The following is a 2004-nucleotide window of genomic DNA, read 5'->3' on the forward strand; positions in this document are numbered from 1 at the left end:
TCGCACATACTAGCGGATGGAACGGAGTGGTGCGCGGCTACGGAATAAGCGCGGTGACTTCCGCCGGAAGCATCGGCGCGATCTGCGGCCACGCGGCACCGACTACCCCGCCGACGACGAGAAGCGCGAGAAGCGTGGGCCAGAGGATCATCGCCGGCATTGGGGAGCCGTCAGGATAGAACAGCCCTGACTGCCACTCGGACTCGTCGTAAGAGAGGTTGCGCCCCTTGATGCACGCACGTAGGCCCGGTGCCAGGTAGGACCCCGCTCCGTTTACCTCGAGGTAGTCATCGATCCCCTCCGAGGAACCAGTAGCCGGGCGCTTGCCGCCCTTGTCCAGGTAGGCCTTCTCCTTAGCGATGATCCGGTCGAGCTCCTTCTGCGCCTGAGCCTTCGTCATAGTACGGGTGCGCACCTTCGTGTAGGGAGTACCCAGGTCGCCGGAGTAGTTAAAGGTGCACTTGTCACCCTTCACGATTACTTCGGAGGCCGACGACTCGAGAGGTGCTGCCACCATTACGGCAGCGGCGAGCGAGGCGGTGAGGGCGATGGACGTTGCGCGGATCTTCGGGGCACTCATTGTGGTCTCCTTGTGTTGTACTGCACTGCTGCTGCCAGACTGGGGGCGAACTGTGGGTTTGAGCACAGCATAATCAAGAACCGTTAACGCGGGGTGGTTTTCGAGGCTGTTGTGTTGATAGGGACCGAAAGTTGCCGGCGCGCCCCCGGCAGGTGAGATTATATTCTGCGGTGGGCGGGGTGGAGTGAGTGGTTGCCGACTCAGGGCGGCCTGCAGCTGGCTCGGCTGTCCGGTGTGGTGTGGTTTCGGGTGTTTGACGAGAAGACCGTGTGTTTGATGGACGCTGTGTGTTGGACGAGAAGGGGGTGACGAATTCACGGTCCCTCGTCTCGCATCTTCGTCAAGGAGATCTCGTCAGATAGCCGCCTCACTGGGCCAAGCGGTGCGCCAGCACGCGTGAACCGGGGGGCAGCAGCAACGCCGGGCGATCATGCGGAGAGGATAACCGCGAAGCCTTTGCCCGAATATTCAACCGGGTGGCACTCTGCGACGACAGCGTAGGCACCACGGCGGTCCACGCTCCCCATTTACTCTGCGGTGGCAGAGTAAAGCCCCCGGCACGGCCACAGCTTGGTCTGCGATGGTTGTGAGACTTCGGCGCGGGCTGCGCTATATGGAGCTAGCTCCATTTGGACGGTGGCGCCGGTAAATACCCTGGTCGCATCCGTCTGGTAGCCGCAGATGGAGCTAGCGCCATGTGCGCTCGGCTCACCGGTAAAAGCCCAGGTCGCATGTGTCCGGTCGGTGGAGATGGAGCTAGCGCCATGTGCGCACGCCTCGTGGGTCGGCCGAGCCGCCGCCATTGATGCCCGTCACAGTCGGCAGCTGACAACGGCTACTCCCCGGTGGCAGGTTACGCGTCTCGGCGGGCCAGGCTCCCCCCCCACCCTGCTACGCGCACACGGAGAAGCGCCCCGGCCACAAAGGGCGGTGCGGATCAACACATGATCCCACCACCCCGGGGCCGGGGCGCACACACATTATTCAATTATTTATAGTTTTGGGTCGGCGGTAACCTACTCTCCCACACCCTCCCGAGTGCAGTACCATCAGCGCGGGCGGGCTTAGCTTCCGGGTTCGGAATGGGACCGGGCGTTTCCCCGCCGCCATCAACCACCGACACACCCAACGGGGCATGCCAGCCACCAACCACAAAGGGCCGGTGATGCGACAGTCAAAATATTCAACAATATGAACAGTTGGCCAACAGTGTGCTGTGCCAGCACTGCATAGTGGACGCAAACAAATCGTTTCGCAAATCAACAACACCACAAGTGTATCCACGTGTGTGCAAAAGTGTTTGATCAACGGCGGATTAGTACCAGTCACCTCCACACCTTACGATGCTTCCAGATCTGGCCTATCAACCCAGTCATCTCCTGGGCGCCTAAGAAACCTCATCTCAAAACAGGCTTCCCGCTTAG

The 2004-nt window shown here is 61.0% G+C and carries 1 protein-coding gene and 2 rRNA genes; all 3 read right to left on the minus strand.

Annotated elements, in window-relative coordinates:
* Positions 1–37: 37 nt before the first annotated feature.
* Complete coding sequence (locus EAW56_RS11915; protein ID WP_122086765.1) at positions 38–580, minus strand: hypothetical protein; 543 nt, start codon at positions 578–580, stop codon at positions 38–40.
* A 1003-nt stretch (positions 581–1583) separates the two neighbouring features.
* Positions 1584–1701: ribosomal RNA gene (gene rrf, locus EAW56_RS11920) — 5S ribosomal RNA — on the minus strand.
* Between the two features lie 174 nt (positions 1702–1875).
* Positions 1876–2004, minus strand: a 23S ribosomal RNA gene (locus EAW56_RS11925); the annotation flags it as partial.

This window comes from Corynebacterium gottingense (assembly GCF_003693265.1).
Classification (GTDB): Bacteria; Actinomycetota; Actinomycetes; order Mycobacteriales; family Mycobacteriaceae; genus Corynebacterium; species Corynebacterium gottingense.

Excerpts from the sequence above, each read along its gene's own strand:
- EAW56_RS11915 (WP_122086765.1), bottom strand. The coding sequence starts at position 580 with ATGAGTGCCCCGAAGATCCGCGCAACGTCCATCGCCCTCACCGCCTCG.